This window comes from Enterobacter sp. 342, assembly GCF_036663495.1.
GTDB lineage: Bacteria > Pseudomonadota > Gammaproteobacteria > Enterobacterales > Enterobacteriaceae > Enterobacter.
The window spans coordinates 23,770-40,361 of the sequence record NZ_JAWUEI010000037.1; the positions used below are offsets into that span (position 1 = coordinate 23,770).

A 16,592-nucleotide genomic window follows, 5' to 3' on the forward strand; every position below is an offset into this window, starting at 1 on the left:
TCTCTCCTTTAAAAACGGGAATATCTATGATCCGCAGTATGACCGCCTACGCCCGGCGTGAAATCAAGGGTAGCTGGGGTAGCGCTACCTGGGAAATGCGCTCGGTAAACCAGCGCTATCTGGAAACCTATTTCCGTATGCCGGAGCAGTTCCGCAGCCTTGAGCCAGTCGTACGTGAGCGTATTCGTACGCGTCTGACGCGCGGTAAAGTGGAATGTAACCTACGTTTTGAACCTGATGCCAGCGCGCAGGGCGAACTGATCCTCAACGAAAAACTGGCAAAACAGCTCGTTAATGCAGCGAACTGGGTCAAAATGCAGAGCGACGAAGGCGAAATCAACCCGGTTGATATTCTGCGCTGGCCAGGCGTCATGGCCGCCGGTGAGCAGGATCTGGATGCCATTACCGCTGAAATTCTCAGTGCCCTCGACAGCACTCTGGATGACTTTATCGTTGCCCGCGAAACCGAAGGTCAGGCACTGAAGGCGATGATTGAGCAGCGTCTTGAAGGCGTTAGCACTGAAGTGGCGAAAGTGCGCACCCATATGCCAGAAGTGCTGCAATGGCAGCGCGAGCGCCTGGTCGCCAAACTGGAAGAAGCCGAAGTTCAGCTTGAAAATAACCGTCTGGAACAAGAGCTGGTGCTGATGGCACAGCGTGTTGACGTAGCCGAAGAGCTGGATCGTCTTGAAGCGCACGTCAAAGAGACCTACAACATCCTGAAGAAGAAAGAAGCTGTAGGGCGCCGTCTCGACTTTATGATGCAGGAATTCAACCGCGAGTCGAACACCCTGGCATCTAAGTCAATCAATGCCGAGGTAACCAACTCAGCGATTGAACTTAAGGTTCTGATTGAGCAAATGCGCGAGCAGATCCAGAATATCGAGTAACGCCTTCCGGATGGCGTCGGCTGGCGCCATCCATTATTATTTCTAATCCGTTACATACCTGATTTTATCATCTCACTACCACCCATCAGCCATTTACGGCGAACATTGATAATATTTTATATGGCAAACTGAATCGCCTTAGAAAATCTCAATCGTGATCTTGCGCACAAATCGCTAACCTCCCCACGTTCACTCCGGAGGTTATATGTTGCTTCACATTCTCTATCTTATTGGTATCACCGCAGAGGCCATGACAGGCGCACTCGCCGCCGGACGTCGCCGGATGGACACCTTCGGCGTGATTATTATTGCCACAGCGACCGCGCTGGGCGGCGGTTCTGTACGCGATATCCTGCTTGGTCATTATCCACTCGGTTGGGTTAAACACCCTGAGTACGTGATTATCGTGGCGACGGCCGCAGTATTAACTACCATTGTTGCCCCCGTAATGCCTCATCTACGCCGCTTGTTCCTGGTGCTTGATGCGCTGGGGCTGATCGTCTTTTCGATCATCGGTGCACAAATCGCGCTCGATATGGGTGAAGGGCCTGTGATCGCTACCATTGCCGCGGTGGTCACGGGTGTATTCGGAGGTGTGCTGCGCGATATGTTCTGCAAACGTATTCCTCTGGTCTTTCAAAAAGAGCTGTATGCAGGCATATCCTTTGCTGCAGCAGTGCTCTATATCGCCCTGCAGCATTATGTTTCTAATCATGATGTGGTGGTCATCTCCACACTGCTGTTCGGCTTTACAGCGCGAATGCTGGCGCTGCGGCTGAAACTTGGGCTGCCTGTTTTTCACTACAAACACAGCGCTCATTGATGTCAAAATCCCTTGATGTGCTGCTCCGCTAACCACTTTGCCAGCACATCAACCTGAAGCGCGTGCATCCAGTTAACGATTTGCCGCGCTTTCTCCTCTCCCGTTCCCGGTAAGGACTGCCAGTCCTTTTCGTTACGCGCACTCATCTTCTGCCAGGACATGTCCCCCATAGCCTTCAGCGAAGTCTGTGTCAGCGGCACACCCAACGCCATAAGCCAGCGAATAAAAGGTTGCTCACGTACCAGATTAAAGCGATGCCAGAGCGCTAACCCACGTGCTGCGGAAAACCCCGGCGTAGACTGCAGCTGCGCCTGAGTTAACAACAGCCATGAGAAGAGATGTTCAAAATGATGTGCCTGCCAGAGTGCCCGCCAACCTGACTCTCCCAGCCCTTCAATGTTAAATACCTGCTTTGAACTGAGCCACGTCAACCGGGCAAAGAACTGTTCCATACACTCCGGCGAGGCATAAAAACAGCTCATTGAATGATAACGCGAGGGCGGAGGAACTGGTTTTTGTCGGTCCGCCCCTCGCCAGACGACCTTATCAAAGCGCGGGATACCCTGGCCGGCCAGGCTTACCTGTATCTGATCGCCCGGGGCGATATCCAGCCTCTGCCAACGACCGACCGAGCCCAGGCTCACTCGCTGCACCTGCTTGTCGTCCAGTTGCACAGGTTCCAGGGCAGCCACGACGGAAATTTTGCCCGTTCGCCCTACGGTAAAACGAATATCACTGACCTCTGTTACTTGTGTTGCAGGAGAATATTTCCATGCGACGACCCAGCTACCTTCCCCAGGCAACCAATTTTCACCCTGGGGAGAATCTGCGGATCGCACCACAATGCCATCCGTGGCAAAGGGTAATGCCATGTTTTGCCAGGTTGAACGCTGTTTCTCGACGACTTCTACAGTCTCAACTGGCAAGGTATAGCGTGCCGTAAGAGGAAACCCTGCACTGGAAAGTTCAGACAACATGCTTTGCATATCTTTGGGTCCATCCGGCCAGGCCCAGATAAATATTCCTGTCTGTTTCAGAATCGCGTTGTCCTTTTGCCGCATCATCGCACCCGCCACTTTTGCGCGCGCATTCACTCCCCCCATCTGTTGTTGAATGTGGTTCTCGCGCAACCAAAAAAGCTCCCCTTGAAGGACACTGTTTGCCAGCGCACCCGACACGTCTTTAGGGACTGACGGGATTAAACGCACTTGTGCAGTCCAGTCCTCACCTTTAAGGCCATTACCACGACTGATGGCCTGAGTTAACTTTCCGTCACGATAAACCAGCGTCACCGCCACACCGTCGACTTTTGGCTGCATCCAGAGATTGTGCCGGGCATGCATCCACATGCGAAGCGCCTCTTTACTGGTCACTTTATGAACCCCCGTATGGGCGACAGGATGTTTGATATTTCCCGTCAGGGCAGGAATGGCGGCGTCCAGTGATTCACTGCCAAAACAGTGCTGCCACTGTTTTAACCGGCCGCTAAGCTGGTCGTACACCTCGTCATTGACCTCACTAACGCCCTGTTTCCAGTAGGCATCATCCCAGTGTTTGATTTGCGCACTTAAGGACGCAATTTCTTTCTCTGCTTTTGCCTGCGACCACACCGGGCACACCGCAACCCCATAGCCACACCACAACAGCATTAACCCGCTTATCCATCGCCACATCGCTACCCCTCCTTTGCCTTGCAGGAGGTATACCCGGATGCCTGAAACAACGCTAACGTCAACGTTTCACAATGCGAGACGCTATCCGGTATTTCTTTTGGTTGCTGAAAACCACAGATAAAACCTGAAAACGGCACGCAAAATTCAATATTCGAGGGGAAAAAGTGTGACAAAGGCTACGTCACAGAGCGGTGACGTGTATAATAAGCCCGTATGTAGGACTTCTTCGCTAACACATACAAAAGACTCTCATGGCTCAAGGCACGCTTTATATTGTTTCTGCCCCTAGTGGCGCGGGTAAATCCAGCCTTATTCAGGCACTGTTAAAAACCCAACCGTTGTACGACACACAGGTTTCTGTTTCTCACACCACGCGAGCGCCGCGTCCAGGTGAAGTGCACGGTGAACACTATTTCTTTGTGAATCACGACGAATTCAGAGCGATGATTGGCAGAGACGCGTTTCTTGAACACGCAGAAGTGTTCGGTAACTACTATGGCACCTCGCGTGAAACCATTGAGCAGGTTCTGGCAACTGGCGTAAATGTGTTCCTGGATATCGACTGGCAGGGCGCACAACAGATTCGCAAGAAGATGCCGGACTCACGCAGCATCTTTATTTTACCGCCATCGAAAGATGAGCTGGATCGCCGCCTGCGCGGTCGTGGCCAGGACAGCGAAGAAGTGATCGCAAAGCGTATGGAACAGGCAGTTGCAGAAATGAGCCATTACGCGGAATATGATTACCTTATTGTGAATGATGATTTTGATGCCGCGCTGAGCGATCTCAAAACCATTCTTCGCGCAGAACGTCTGCGTATGAGCCGCCAGAAGCAGCGACATGACGCATTAATCACCAAACTGTTGGCAGACTGAACCCACTTTCAGTATCATGCCCAGTCATTTCTTCACCTGTGGAGCATTTTAAGTATGGCACGCGTAACTGTTCAGGACGCTGTAGAGAAAATTGGTAACCGTTTTGACCTGGTGCTGGTCGCCGCGCGTCGCGCTCGTCAGATGCAGGTAGGCGGTAAAGATCCGCTGGTACCGGAAGAAAACGATAAAACTACCGTTATCGCACTTCGCGAAATCGAAGAAGGTCTGATTAACAACCAGATCCTCGACGTGCGTGAGCGCCAGGAGCAGCAAGAGCAGGAAGCCGCAGAACTGCAGGCCGTAACCGCTATTGCTGAAGGTCGTCGTTAATTAAACCTGCGGGTCGCCCTTGTATCTGTTTGAAAGCCTGAATCAACTGATTCAAACCTACCTGCCTGAAGACCAAATTAAGCGTCTTCAGCAGGCGTATCTCGTTGCACGTGACGCTCACGAGGGCCAGACACGTTCAAGCGGTGAACCCTATATCACGCACCCGGTAGCGGTAGCCTGTATTCTGGCCGAGATGAAACTCGACTATGAAACACTGATGGCCGCTCTGCTGCATGACGTGATTGAAGATACCCCTGCCACTTACCAGGACATGGAACAGCTGTTTGGCAAAAGCGTTGCCGAACTGGTAGAAGGGGTCTCTAAGCTTGATAAGCTGAATTTCCGCGACAAGAAAGAGGCGCAAGCCGAAAACTTCCGCAAGATGATTATGGCGATGGTGCAGGATATCCGCGTCATTCTCATCAAACTCGCTGACCGTACCCACAATATGCGCACGTTGGGCTCACTTCGCCCGGATAAACGTCGCCGCATTGCCCGTGAAACCCTCGAAATCTACAGTCCACTGGCGCACCGTTTAGGTATCCATCACATTAAAACCGAGCTGGAAGAGCTGGGTTTTGAAGCGTTGTACCCGAACCGCTATCGTGTGATTAAAGAGGTGGTGAAAGCCGCACGCGGTAACCGTAAAGAGATGATTCAAAAGATCCTCTCGGAAATTGAAGGACGTTTACAGGAAGCGGGAATTCCGTGCCGCGTCAGCGGTCGTGAAAAACATCTGTACTCCATCTACTGCAAAATGGTGCTCAAAGAGCAGCGTTTTCACTCGATTATGGATATCTACGCGTTCCGCGTGATCGTCCACGACTCAGATACCTGCTATCGCGTGCTGGGGCAGATGCACAGCCTCTACAAACCGCGTCCTGGGCGCATGAAAGATTACATCGCCATTCCAAAAGCGAACGGCTATCAATCTTTGCATACCTCGATGATCGGTCCACACGGTGTACCTGTCGAAGTGCAGATCCGCACCGAAGATATGGACCAGATGGCAGAAATGGGTGTGGCCGCACACTGGGCGTATAAAGAGCACGGCGGTGAAAGCAGCACGACCGCTCAAATCCGCGCCCAGCGCTGGATGCAGAGCCTGCTGGAACTTCAGCAGAGTGCGGGCAGCTCGTTTGAATTTATCGAGAGCGTTAAATCCGATCTCTTCCCGGATGAGATTTACGTTTTCACCCCAGAAGGTCGCATTGTCGAACTGCCTGCTGGGGCAACACCGGTCGACTTCGCTTACGCAGTGCATACCGATATCGGGCACGCCTGCGTGGGTGCACGCGTCGACAGACAGCCTTACCCGCTGTCTCAGCCGCTCTCCAGTGGCCAGACGGTGGAAATTATTACCGCGCCGGGTGCACGTCCGAACGCGGCCTGGCTGAACTTTGTCGTGAGTTCTAAAGCACGCGCCAAAATTCGTCAGTTACTGAAAAACCTCAAGCGCGATGATTCCGTCAGTCTGGGACGTCGTCTGCTCAACCACGCATTGGGTGGCAGTCGTAAGCTGGCTGAGATCCCGCAAGAGAACATTCAGCGTGAGCTGGAGCGCATGAAACTCGCCTCGCTTGATGACCTGCTGGCAGAGATCGGCCTCGGTAACGCCATGAGTGTAGTGGTAGCGAAAAACCTGCAACAGGGGGATGCCTCAGTTGCGCAGCCTGCCACGCAAAGCCACGGTCATTTGCCTATCAAAGGCGCAGACGGCGTGCTTATCACTTTCGCAAAATGTTGCCGTCCAATCCCTGGCGACCCGATTATTGCGCACGTCAGCCCAGGTAAAGGGCTGGTGATCCACCATGAATCCTGTCGAAACATCCGCGGCTATCAAAAAGAAGCGGAGAAGTTTATGGCGGTCGAGTGGGATAAAGAGACCGCGCAGGAATTTATCACCGAAATTAAGGTGGATATGTTCAACCACCAGGGTGCCCTGGCGAACCTGACGGCAGCGATTAACACGGCCTCTTCCAACATTCAGAGCCTGAACACGGAAGAAAAAGATGGCCGCGTCTACAGCGCCTTTATTCGTCTGACCGCCCGCGATCGCGTGCATCTGGCGAATATTATGCGCAAGATCCGCGTCATGCCGGACGTGATTAAAGTCACCCGAAACAGAAACTAGTTTTATGAATGCACAACGTTATGCACGTATCTGCGAGATGCTCGCCAGGCGTCAGCCAGACCTGACGGTCTGCATGGAGCAGGTCCATAAACCCCATAACGTTTCTGCCATTGTCCGTACTGCAGACGCCGTCGGCGTGCATGAAGTGCACGCTGTCTGGCCGGGCTCCCGCATGCGAACCATGGTATCTGCCGCTGCAGGCAGTAACAGCTGGGTTTCTGTCAAACACCACCAGACCATAGGCGAAGCCGTAACCCACCTGAAAGGGCGCGGTATGCAGGTACTTGCCACTAACCTGTCCGCTAAGGCCGTAGATTTCCGCGAGATCGACTACACCCGTCCGACCTGTATTTTGATGGGTCAGGAGAAAACCGGGATCACTCAGGAAGCCCTGGATCTGGCGGATCAGGACATTATCATTCCGATGACCGGTATGGTTCAGTCCCTCAATGTTTCAGTGGCCTCCGCGCTTATTCTTTATGAAGCGCAGCGCCAGCGTCAGAATGCCGGGATGTACAAACGCAGCAACAGTATGCTGCCGGAAGATGAACAGCAGCGCCTGCTGTTCGAAGGTGGTTATCCGGTGCTGGCTCGCGTTGCGAAGCAGAAAAAATTGCCTTACCCCCACGTCAACGCGCAGGGCGAAATTGAAGCCGATGCCGAGTGGTGGGCCACCATGCAGTACGCCGGTTAACCGATGAAAGGCCGCCTGCTGGATGCTATCCCGCTCAATAGCCTGACGGGCGTGGGCGCGGCGCAAAGCAGTAAACTGGCTAAAATAGGCCTGCACACGGTGCAGGATCTCCTGCTCCACCTCCCTCTGCGTTACGAAGACCGCACCCAGTTGTACAAAATTGGTGATCTGCTCCCTGCCATTTATGCCACCGTTGAAGGTGAAGTCCTGAACTGCAATATCACCTTTGGTGGACGCCGGATGATGACCTGTCAGATCAGCGACGGCACCGGCATTCTCACCATGCGCTTTTTCAACTTCAGCGCGGCAATGAAAAACAGCCTGGCGACAGGTCGCAGAGTGCTGGCCTATGGCGAAGCCAAACGCGGAAAATACGGCGCAGAGATGATCCACCCGGAATACCGCGTACAGGGCGATCTCAGCACACCGGAGATGCAGGAAACACTTACCCCGGTTTACCCGACCACCGAAGGCATCAAGCAGGCGACGCTGCGTAAACTCACCGATCAGGCTCTGGAACTGCTGGATACCTGCGCCATTACCGAGCTTCTGCCGCCAGAACTGGCGCAAGGTATGATGAGCCTGCCCGAAGCACTGCGAACCCTTCACCGTCCACCGCCATCGCTACAGCTCAGCGATTTAGAAAGTGGTAAACACCCCGCTCAACGGCGTCTTATCCTTGAGGAATTACTGGCACATAACCTGAGCATGCTGGCGCTTCGCGCGGGTGCGCAACGTTTCCATGCCCAGCCCTTAAGCCTGCGTGATGAGCTCAAAGATAAGCTGCTGGCCTCGCTGCCGTTTAAACCCACCGGTGCACAGGCGCACGTCACCGCCGAGATCGAACGGGATATGGCGCTTGATGTACCGATGATGCGCCTGGTGCAGGGTGATGTAGGCTCCGGTAAAACGCTGGTTGCCGCCCTGGCAGCCCTGCGTGCCATTGCCCACGGCAAACAGGTGGCGCTAATGGCACCGACGGAACTGCTGGCCGAACAGCACGCCAACAATTTCCGTGCCTGGTTTGCGCCGCTGGGCATTGAAGTGGGCTGGCTTGCCGGGAAGCAAAAAGGCAAAGCTCGCCTTGCACAACAGGATGCAATTGCCAGCGGTCAGGTACAAATGATTGTTGGCACACATGCCATCTTCCAGGAACAGGTACAGTTTAACGGCCTGGCGCTGGTGATTATCGACGAACAGCACCGCTTTGGTGTGCATCAGCGTCTGGCGCTGTGGGAAAAAGGGCTGCAACAGGGCTTCCACCCGCATCAGCTGATCATGACCGCGACACCGATCCCCCGCACCCTGGCGATGACCGCCTACGCCGATCTGGATACCTCCACCATCGACGAGTTGCCGCCGGGTCGTACGCCGGTCACAACGGTCGCCATTCCTGACACGCGTCGCAGCGATATTATTGACCGCGTACGCAACGCCTGCACTCACGAAGGGCGTCAGGCGTACTGGGTCTGCACGTTGATTGAAGAGTCTGAACTGCTGGAAGCGCAGGCTGCAGAAGCGACGTGGGAAGAGCTGAAACTGGCACTGCCAGAGTTGAACGTTGGTCTGGTTCACGGACGAATGAAACCCGCGGAGAAACAGGCGGTGATGCAGTCGTTCAAACAGGGGGAGCTGCATTTACTGGTTGCTACGACGGTCATTGAAGTAGGCGTTGACGTGCCAAACTCCAGCCTGATGATCATCGAAAACCCGGAGCGTCTGGGGCTTGCCCAACTCCACCAGCTGCGCGGACGTGTTGGCCGCGGTGCGGTAGCGTCCCACTGCGTACTGCTCTACAAAGCACCGCTCTCGAAAACTGCACAGATGCGTTTGCAGGTGCTGCGCGACAGCAATGACGGTTTTGTGATTGCGCAAAAAGACCTTGAGATACGTGGCCCGGGGGAACTTTTGGGCACGCGGCAGACAGGGAATGCTGAATTTAAAGTGGCGGATTTGTTGCGCGATCAGGCTATGATCCCCGAAGTTCAACGCCTGGCCCGCCATATTCATGAACGCTACCCCGAACAGGCGGCAGCGTTAATTGAGCGCTGGATGCCGGAAACCGAACGTTATTCCAACGCCTGACCTCAGGCAAACATCGGCAGCATCAGGTACAGCTTAATCACCAGCGCGTTGACGATATCAATAAAGAACGCACCGACCATCGGTACCACCAAAAACGCCATATGCGATGGGCCAAACCGTTCAGTGATCGCCTGCATGTTGGCAATAGCCGTTGGGGTTGCCCCCAGACCAAACCCGCAGTGACCCGCTGCCAGCACCGCCGCATCGTAGTTTTTGCCCATCATGCGCCAGGTGACAAACATCGCGTACAACGCCATAAACAGTGCCTGCACTGCCAGAATGGCTACCATCGGCAGCGCCAGCGAGGCCAGTTCCCACAGTTTGAGGCTCATCAGCGCCATCGCGAGGAACAGCGACAGACAGACGTTGCCCAGCACTGAAACCGCACGCTCGAACACACGATAAAACCCCATCAGCGCCAGACCGTTGCTCAGGATCACCCCGATAAACAGCACACAGACAAACGTCGGCAGTTCAAACGCGGAACCTGCCAGCCATTGCGCAACCACCTTGCCCACCGTCAGGCAGATGGCAATCATCGCGATGGTCTCAATCAGCACCAGTGAAGTAATGCTGCGGCCGACATCCGGTTTTTCGAATGCAGTAGGCACCAGCTCATCGTCCGGTCTGCCGTCCGGCGTGGTGGAATGTTTCACCAGATAACGCGCCACCGGGCCGCCAATCAGGCCACCCAGCACCAGGCCAAAGGTCGCACAGGCCATCGCCACTTCAGTTGCGTTTTCAAAGCCATAGCGCTCGATAAACAGCTTGCTCCACGCCGCACCGGTACCGTGTCCCCCGGACAACGTAATTGACCCAGCCAGCAACCCCATCAGCGGATCCAGGCCAAGCAGTGTTGCCATCCCGATGCCGATGGCGTTTTGCATCAGCAGCAACCCCACCACCACAATCAGGAATACGCCAAGCACTTTACCGCCCGCCCGCAGGCTCGCGAGGTTGGCATTCAGGCCGATGGTGGCAAAAAAAGCCAGCATCAGAGGGTCTTTCAGGGACATATCAAAATCAATTTCCCAGCCCATGCTTTTTTTCAGCACCAGCAGGGCCAGCGCCACCAGCAGGCCACCGGCGACAGGTTCGGGAATGGTGTATTTCTTCAGAAGGGAAACACTATGTACCAGCTTACGGCCAAGCAGTAAGACCAGCGTTGCGGCAACAAGGGTCGACAACGTATCGAGATGAATCATAGAAGGCTCCTGTATTGCGCGTGTTCCATACACACGCGGCGTTATCCTGGGCCGGTTTGCGCTCTTCATGAGCCACCGGCGCAAAAAGTGTAATTTTTTTTCCCGAGACGTTGTAGAAAACCTGCTCAAAGCGGCAGATTTTCTTCCTTTTTTTTGTTGGCAATCGTTTGCTTTTACCAGACGGTCAGATAAAATGCCCGCTTTTCCACCGTGGGATTGCCGCCGATGTCCGTTAACACCATAGAGTCGCCCGATGCGCAACCGATTGCGCAAAAGCAAAATAGCGAACTGATTTACCGCCTTGAAGACCGCCCGCCTCTTCCTCAGACGCTTTTCGCCGCCTGCCAGCATCTTCTGGCCATGTTTGTGGCGGTGATCACCCCGGCGTTACTGATCTGCCAGGCGCTCGGTTTACCGGCTCAGGACACTCAGCACATCATCAGCATGTCTCTCTTTGCCTCTGGCGTGGCCTCTATTATTCAAATTAAAGCGTGGGGTCCGGTGGGTTCGGGTTTATTGTCGATTCAGGGCACCAGTTTTAACTTCGTGGCGCCACTGATTATGGGTGGTACAGCACTGAAAACCGGTGGCGCGGATGTCCCGACCATGATGGCGGCGCTATTCGGCACGCTGATGCTGGCAAGCTGCACTGAAATGGTCATCTCCCGCGTACTGCACCTGGCGCGCCGCGTGATCACCCCGCTGGTATCCGGCGTGGTGGTGATGATTATCGGCCTTTCTCTGATTCAGGTTGGCCTGACTTCCATCGGCGGCGGTTATGGCGCAATGGCCGACCACACCTTCGGCGCACCGAAAAACCTGCTGCTGGCGGGTGTCGTGCTGGCGATCATTATTCTGCTTAACCGTCAGCGCAACCCGTATCTGCGCGTCGCATCGCTGGTGATTGCCATGGCGGCGGGTTATCTGCTGGCATGGGCGCTGGGCATGCTGCCAGAGAACACCGCGCCAACCAACAGCGCGCTGATCACCGTTCCAACGCCACTCTACTACGGCCTGGGCATTGACTGGGGTCTGCTCCTGCCGCTGATGCTGGTCTTTATGATCACCTCTCTGGAGACCATCGGCGATATCACTGCCACTTCAGACGTCTCCGAGCAGCCGGTTTCCGGCCCGCTGTACATGAAGCGCCTTAAAGGCGGCGTGCTGGCGAACGGTCTGAACTCATTTGTTTCTGCGGTATTCAATACCTTCCCGAACTCCTGCTTCGGCCAGAACAACGGCGTGATCCAGCTGACTGGCGTTGCCAGCCGCTACGTTGGCTTTGTCGTTGCGCTGATGCTGATCGTCCTCGGTCTGTTCCCGGCAGTGAGCGGCTTTGTTCAGCACATTCCTGAGCCGGTACTGGGCGGCGCAACGCTGGTGATGTTTGGCACAATTGCCGCTTCCGGCGTACGTATCGTTTCCCGCGAGCCGCTGAACCGCCGCGCGATTATGATTATCGCTCTGTCGCTGGCCGTGGGCCTGGGTGTTTCTCAGCAGCCGCTGATCCTGCAGTTTGCCCCGGACTGGGTGAAAAACCTACTCTCTTCCGGCATTGCCGCAGGTGGTATCACCGCTATCGTGCTGAACCTCGTATTCCCGCCTGAGAAAAATTGATCTCTCTCACGGCAGGCAGTCAATGCCTGCCGTGACATCTAATTACACCATTCCCGCCTTGAGGATTGCGCATAAATCGTGCATAACTCCTTTATGTGCGTTTTGCGGGATGGAAGACCATGAAATTTATTGGAAAGCTACTCGTCTATCTTCTGGTAGCCGTGCTGATTGTGGTGCTGGCGCTCTATATCCTGCTCCAGACCCGCTGGGGAGCGAATCAGGTCAGCAACTGGGTGACGGTAAATACCGACTACGAGCTCAGTTTCGACAAGATGAATCACCGCTTTTCGTCGCCTTCCCACATCATTCTGGAAAACGTCACCTTTGGCCGGGATGGCAAGCCCGCCACGCTGGTTGCGAAAAAAGTCGATATTGGCCTCAGTAGCCGACAGTTCACCGATCCGCTGCATATGGACACCATCTCCCTGTTCGATGGCACGCTGAATCTTTCTCCTCAAACTGCGCCGCTGCCTTTCCAGTCAGACCGTCTACAACTGAACAACATGGCCTTTAACAGCCCCAATACGGAGTGGGATTTAAGTGCCCAGAAAGTGACGGGGGGTGTCAGCCCCTGGCAACCAGAAGCAGGCAACGTGCTGGGTAAAAATGCGCAGATCCAGATGAGCGCAGGCTCGCTCACCCTGAACGGCATGCCGGCCACCAACGTGTTGATAGAGGGTCAGTTGAACGGCAAGGAAGTGGTGTTGAATACCATCGGTGCCGATATTGCACGCGGTTCACTCACCGGCTCCGCCCTGCGTAACGCTGACGGAAGCTGGATCATCGACACCCTGCGTCTGAACGAGATCCGCCTGCAGAGCGATAAAACGCTGATGGATTTCTTCGCACCGCTGACCACCATCCCCTCTCTGCAGATTGGCCGCCTGGATGTAACCGATGCCCGCCTGCAGGGCCCGGACTGGGCAGTCACTGACCTTGATTTAAGCCTGCGCAACCTGACGCTGAGTAAAGGCGACTGGCAGAGCCAGGAAGGGCGTTTATCCATGAACGCCAGCGAATTCATCTACGGTTCGCTGCATCTGTTTGACCCAATCCTGAATGCGGAATTCTCTCCGCAGGGCGTGGCGTTGCGCCAGCTCACCTCCCGCTGGGAAGGCGGCATGGTGCGCACCTCTGGCAACTGGCAGCGCGACGGCAAAGCGCTGGTGCTGGACGATGTCGCCATCGCCGGGCTGGAGTATACCCTGCCGCAGAACTGGAAAACGCTGTGGATGGAGCCTCTGCCGGAATGGCTGAACAGCGTGATGCTGCAAAAATTCGGTCTGAGCCGCAACCTGGTGATCGACATCGATCCGACCTTCCCGTGGCAGATCACCTCTCTTGATGGCTATGGCGCGAACCTGCAACTGGTGAAAGATCGCCAGTGGGGCGTCTGGGGCGGTAGCGCAACCCTGAACGGCGCGGCGGCAACCTTTAACCGCGTGGATGTACGTCGTCCGTCACTGGCACTGAATGCCAATGCTGCCACGGTGAATATTACTGACCTGAGCGCGTTTACTGAGAAAGGCATTCTGGAAGCCACCGCGACGGTTTCACAACTGCCGCAACGGCAAACCACTGTTAGCCTGAACGGACGCGGTGTGCCGCTGAACGTGATCGAGCACTGGGGTTGGCCAGCGCTGCCGATTGCGGGCGACGGCAACATTCAGCTCACCGCCAGCGGCAGCGTGCAGGACAAGGCCCCGCTGAAGCCAACCGTTAACGGGAAACTGAATGCAGTGAATATGGATAAGCAGCAAGTCGAGCAGACAATGGCCGGTGGAGTGGTATCGACGATTCAGGCAGCACAATAAATAAGCCGGGTGGCGGCTACGAGGTTTTGTTCCCTCTCCCGGTGGGAGAGGGCCAGGGTGAGGGCATCAGACCGCACAATTCCTGATGAATCAAAGATGAATCACCACCTCATTCCCCTCGGCTTTCACCACCACACCCCACTCGCTGCCTGCGTGTGAGCCGCCCTTCACGCCGCTCACCTTCTGCACGTTGCGCAAGCATACCGACCAGTTTTGTGCGTCTCCCGCGCCGGTAAGGGTCACGATTTCGCCCCGACGTGATGCCTTCAGCGTAAACGCCACGGAGCCGTCCGCCGCAGGGACTTCGCTCACCGCCGTTGCGCCATCGTCCAGGTTAAACAGCTGAAAGGCAGTGCCCTCGTTCCACGCATAGTCTGGCTTCTGTTTATTGTTTTTTGTGAATGCGGTAAATGTTGGGGAGTACGAAGCGCTAACATGAGGATTTTCTTAGGAATTAACTGAAATGACCCGGTACAGGTCAAAAGAGAGGTGAAAAAAGTGTGTAGGGGTATGTGGTAAATGCCCGAAAGTAGCTATAATGCGCCCCGCCTCCATGTAGCAATGCAGGCGCGGAAGATCGTCATCTCCGGTGAGGTGGCTGGACTTCAAATCCAGTTGGGGACGCCAGCGTTCCCGGGCAGGTTCGACTCCTGTGATCTTCCGCCAAAAATCATATCAAATTTATATAAATTTTTTACCAATAAAAAAATGCCTATTGGTTTTGGTTACTCTTCATGGTATGTTTTTCTCGGCTCCACCTTAAATTCTCAAAGTTGTTTCGCTTTGTTAAATAGAATGTGAGTGCGATACGCCCTCTGAACTATTCTGGTTAATCTTTTCGATTAATCTGTTGTGTATATGATTGCAAAAAGTGATTGGGTGGAGCCATTATATAACAAAGGATGATGTCATGTCGTTAAAATATCGAATTACGATCATTAACAGCGAAAGACAAAAAAAAGGCCAGCCATTACTACCAATCCTAAAAAACAATGAACCACAAAGTTCCATATATAATGGCAGAACTGAATGGGCAAACCCTAAGCATTTTATTAAATATAGTTTAAATGCATCAGATTTATTATTGTTTGCAGATGCCATTTCTAATCGCGAACTACCAATAGAATCTTACAGCGATATTGCTGAATTAATTGAAGTTCCTACAGGTCAGTTTCTACATATCATCTACAATAATACCAGTCAAAATTATAAACAATTTCAAATAAATAAAAAATCAGGTGGAATGAGGACCATATCATCACCACAGCGTGGTGTTAAAGTCATCCAAGAAAGACTTAAGGCGATTTTTGATATATTATATCGTCCAAAATTAGCTGCACATGGATTTATTTTAAACAGAAGCATACAATCTAATGCAGAGAGACATGTAAAGAAAAAATATGTTGTTAATATTGATTTGCTTGACTTTTTTGATTCAATAACATTCGCTCGAATATTTGGTCTTCTCAAATCACCACCTTTTAATTTTGGAATTAAAGCAGCCAGTGCTGTAGCTCAAGTATGTACACATAAAGGGAAACTTCCCCAAGGTGGAATCACCTCTCCAGTATTATCAAATTTAATAGCTTCATCTCTTGATAAAAAGCTAACATCATTTGCAAAAAGAAATAACGGACAATACACTCGATATGCTGATGATATTACTTTTTCATTTAATAGCCCACCATCTGACAAGATAGTGAATGAAACCGATGGTTTATTATCAATTGGTGAGGAGCTAAATTCCATTATTTCTAGCTGCGGATTTACTGTTAATCAAAAAAAGTTCAGACTGCAAACAAAAAAAGAGAGGCAGGAAGTAACAGGGCTTACTATCAATCAAAAAGTAAATATAAGCAAAAGATATATTAAAACTACAAGAGCAATGATTCATGGTTGGAAAAAAGATCGACAAGCAGCTGCTGAGAATTTTTTAAAGCTTCATCACAAAGCACATAGAACGCCACCAGATAACTTAGTTGAACATTTTAGAAATCATATATATGGGCGTTTAAGTTTCATAAAAATGATTCGCGGCCCCGAGTTTTCTACATATTTGAAGATGACTGCCCATATGGCATCATTAGATGCGAAACCAACGAAAGAAGGAGCCAGAGCCATGAAGGAAATTGAGATGTTTGATGTTTTTTTGTGTCACGCCAGTGAAGATAAAGAAAGTATTGTCTTTCCATTATACAAAGCATTAGAATCAAAAGGTATTAATGCTTTTATTGATAGCGAATATATTGAATGGGGTGATTCATTAATTGGAAAAATAAATAACGCATTAGCAAAATCAAAATTCGTTATTGCCATATTAACTAAAAACTCAGTCATTAAACATTGGCCAGCAACTGAGTTAAAGAGTGTTTTAGCTAGGGAAGGTGCGAACAAGTTCCTGATATGAGATCATCATATTCATCCGGAGCGCATCCCAGAGGGACATCATGAG

General features: G+C 52.8%; 12 protein-coding genes, 1 tRNA gene and 1 pseudogene. 11 read left to right on the forward strand and 3 right to left on the reverse strand.

Features of this window, described 5'->3' with window-relative positions; translation table 11 throughout:
- The first annotated feature begins 26 nt into the window (after positions 1–26).
- Positions 27–890: a YicC/YloC family endoribonuclease gene (locus V6E55_RS21645; RefSeq protein ID WP_316943898.1), complete on the forward strand. Its 864-nt coding sequence runs from the start codon at positions 27–29 to the stop codon at positions 888–890.
- Positions 891–1,095: 205 nt separating this feature from the next.
- On the forward strand, positions 1,096–1,713 hold the full coding sequence (locus tag V6E55_RS21650; protein ID WP_023334014.1) for a trimeric intracellular cation channel family protein: 618 nt from the start codon (positions 1,096–1,098) through the stop codon (positions 1,711–1,713).
- 2 nt (positions 1,714–1,715) lie between these two features.
- On the opposite strand, the gene ligB is transcribed toward V6E55_RS21650, so the two are convergent.
- A complete protein-coding gene (gene ligB, locus V6E55_RS21655; RefSeq protein WP_316943899.1) occupies positions 1,716–3,386 on the reverse strand; it encodes an NAD-dependent DNA ligase LigB in 1,671 nt (556 codons plus the stop codon).
- A 251-nt stretch (positions 3,387–3,637) separates the two neighbouring features.
- Here ligB and gmk point away from each other — a divergent pair, with 251 nt between their 5' ends.
- From gmk to recG, 5 genes are read left to right on the forward strand one after another with little or no spacing between them, the layout of a single operon-like run.
- Positions 3,638–4,261, forward strand: coding sequence for a guanylate kinase (gene gmk / locus V6E55_RS21660; protein ID WP_028017843.1), 624 nt, complete (start codon positions 3,638–3,640; stop codon positions 4,259–4,261).
- 54 nt (positions 4,262–4,315) lie between these two features.
- On the forward strand, positions 4,316–4,591 hold the full coding sequence (gene rpoZ, locus V6E55_RS21665; RefSeq protein ID WP_000135058.1) for a DNA-directed RNA polymerase subunit omega: 276 nt from the start codon (positions 4,316–4,318) through the stop codon (positions 4,589–4,591).
- Between the two features lie 19 nt (positions 4,592–4,610).
- On the forward strand, positions 4,611–6,725 hold the full coding sequence (spoT, locus tag V6E55_RS21670; protein WP_028017842.1) for a bifunctional GTP diphosphokinase/guanosine-3',5'-bis pyrophosphate 3'-pyrophosphohydrolase: 2,115 nt from the start codon (positions 4,611–4,613) through the stop codon (positions 6,723–6,725).
- A gap of 4 nt (positions 6,726–6,729) precedes the next feature.
- Complete coding sequence (gene trmH / locus V6E55_RS21675; protein ID WP_114978987.1) at positions 6,730–7,419, forward strand: tRNA (guanosine(18)-2'-O)-methyltransferase TrmH; 690 nt, start codon at positions 6,730–6,732, stop codon at positions 7,417–7,419.
- Positions 7,420–7,422: 3 nt separating this feature from the next.
- On the forward strand, positions 7,423–9,504 hold the full coding sequence (gene recG / locus V6E55_RS21680) for an ATP-dependent DNA helicase RecG (protein ID WP_316943900.1): 2,082 nt from the start codon (positions 7,423–7,425) through the stop codon (positions 9,502–9,504).
- A 2-nt stretch (positions 9,505–9,506) separates the two neighbouring features.
- On the opposite strand, the gene gltS is transcribed toward recG, so the two are convergent.
- A complete protein-coding gene (gene gltS, locus V6E55_RS21685; protein ID WP_129996976.1) occupies positions 9,507–10,709 on the reverse strand; it encodes a sodium/glutamate symporter in 1,203 nt (400 codons plus the stop codon).
- Positions 10,710–10,934: 225 nt separating this feature from the next.
- On the opposite strand from gltS, the gene V6E55_RS21690 reads away from it, so the two are divergent.
- Both V6E55_RS21690 and V6E55_RS21695 read left to right on the forward strand, forming a co-directional pair.
- Positions 10,935–12,326 carry a nucleobase:cation symporter-2 family protein gene (locus tag V6E55_RS21690; protein ID WP_114978990.1) on the forward strand — a complete coding sequence of 464 codons (1,392 nt, stop codon included), beginning with the start codon at positions 10,935–10,937 and terminating at the stop codon, positions 12,324–12,326.
- Between the two features lie 119 nt (positions 12,327–12,445).
- Positions 12,446–14,140 (forward strand): AsmA family protein, encoded by a 1,695-nt coding sequence (locus V6E55_RS21695; protein WP_316943901.1) that lies wholly within the window; start codon positions 12,446–12,448, stop codon positions 14,138–14,140.
- Positions 14,141–14,230: 90 nt separating this feature from the next.
- Here the strand turns inward: V6E55_RS21695 and V6E55_RS21700 are convergent.
- Positions 14,231–14,533, reverse strand: a pseudogene (locus V6E55_RS21700) (alpha-xylosidase); the annotation flags it as partial.
- A 178-nt stretch (positions 14,534–14,711) separates the two neighbouring features.
- Between V6E55_RS21700 and V6E55_RS21705 the strand changes: the two are divergent.
- Together V6E55_RS21705 and V6E55_RS21710 are read left to right on the forward strand one after the other, a co-directional pair.
- Positions 14,712–14,806: transfer RNA gene (locus V6E55_RS21705), tRNA-Sec, on the forward strand.
- Between the two features lie 244 nt (positions 14,807–15,050).
- Positions 15,051–16,547: a reverse transcriptase domain-containing protein gene (locus V6E55_RS21710; protein WP_316943902.1), complete on the forward strand. Its 1,497-nt coding sequence runs from the start codon at positions 15,051–15,053 to the stop codon at positions 16,545–16,547.
- Positions 16,548–16,592: the final 45 nt, after the last annotated feature.

What these genes read in the sequence shown, in the direction of transcription:
- V6E55_RS21645 (WP_316943898.1), top strand. Translation starts at nt 27, where the DNA reads ATGATCCGCAGTATGACCGCCTACGCCCGGCGTGAAATCAAGGGTAGC.
- V6E55_RS21650 (WP_023334014.1), top strand. Translation starts at nt 1,096, where the DNA reads ATGTTGCTTCACATTCTCTATCTTATTGGTATCACCGCAGAGGCCATG.
- ligB (WP_316943899.1), bottom strand. Translation starts at nt 3,386, where the DNA reads ATGTGGCGATGGATAAGCGGGTTAATGCTGTTGTGGTGTGGCTATGGG.
- gmk (WP_028017843.1), top strand. Translation starts at nt 3,638, where the DNA reads ATGGCTCAAGGCACGCTTTATATTGTTTCTGCCCCTAGTGGCGCGGGT.
- rpoZ (WP_000135058.1), top strand. Translation starts at nt 4,316, where the DNA reads ATGGCACGCGTAACTGTTCAGGACGCTGTAGAGAAAATTGGTAACCGT.
- trmH (WP_114978987.1), top strand. Translation starts at nt 6,730, where the DNA reads ATGAATGCACAACGTTATGCACGTATCTGCGAGATGCTCGCCAGGCGT.
- recG (WP_316943900.1), top strand. Translation starts at nt 7,423, where the DNA reads ATGAAAGGCCGCCTGCTGGATGCTATCCCGCTCAATAGCCTGACGGGC.
- gltS (WP_129996976.1), bottom strand. Translation starts at nt 10,709, where the DNA reads ATGATTCATCTCGATACGTTGTCGACCCTTGTTGCCGCAACGCTGGTC.
- V6E55_RS21690 (WP_114978990.1), top strand. Translation starts at nt 10,935, where the DNA reads ATGTCCGTTAACACCATAGAGTCGCCCGATGCGCAACCGATTGCGCAA.
- V6E55_RS21695 (WP_316943901.1), top strand. Translation starts at nt 12,446, where the DNA reads ATGAAATTTATTGGAAAGCTACTCGTCTATCTTCTGGTAGCCGTGCTG.
- V6E55_RS21710 (WP_316943902.1), top strand. Translation starts at nt 15,051, where the DNA reads ATGTCGTTAAAATATCGAATTACGATCATTAACAGCGAAAGACAAAAA.